The sequence below is a fragment of the Methanococcoides sp. AM1 genome (assembly GCF_900774055.1).
GTDB lineage: Archaea > Halobacteriota > Methanosarcinia > Methanosarcinales > Methanosarcinaceae > Methanococcoides.
In genome coordinates this window covers 1-213 of record NZ_CAAGSW010000037.1, presented here as the reverse complement: position 1 = coordinate 213, position 213 = coordinate 1, and the positions used below count along the sequence as shown (strand labels likewise).

The 213-nt window shown below is 42.7% G+C and carries 1 protein-coding gene; it reads right to left on the bottom strand.

Features of this window, described 5'->3' with window-relative positions; all coding sequences use genetic code 11:
- Positions 1-213, bottom strand: a 213-nt coding sequence (locus E7X57_RS12630) for a hypothetical protein (RefSeq protein WP_167881005.1), incomplete at both ends; no start/stop codon positions are given.

Below are 213 nucleotides of genomic sequence, written 5' to 3'. Positions count from 1 at the left end.
TCTGACTGAAGTAATCCTCAGTACCGTCAGCATCAATATCCCAGGACCATGACGTTGCATTGGTTGAGAGATCCGTGAACGCAATACTCAGGGGAGCAATACCTTCAGTTACATTAGCACTGAAATCGGATACCGGAAGTATAGGAACTGATGTCACATTGATATAATTCGTCTTGACTTCGGAAGCAGTACCATTGATATTACTGACAGTAA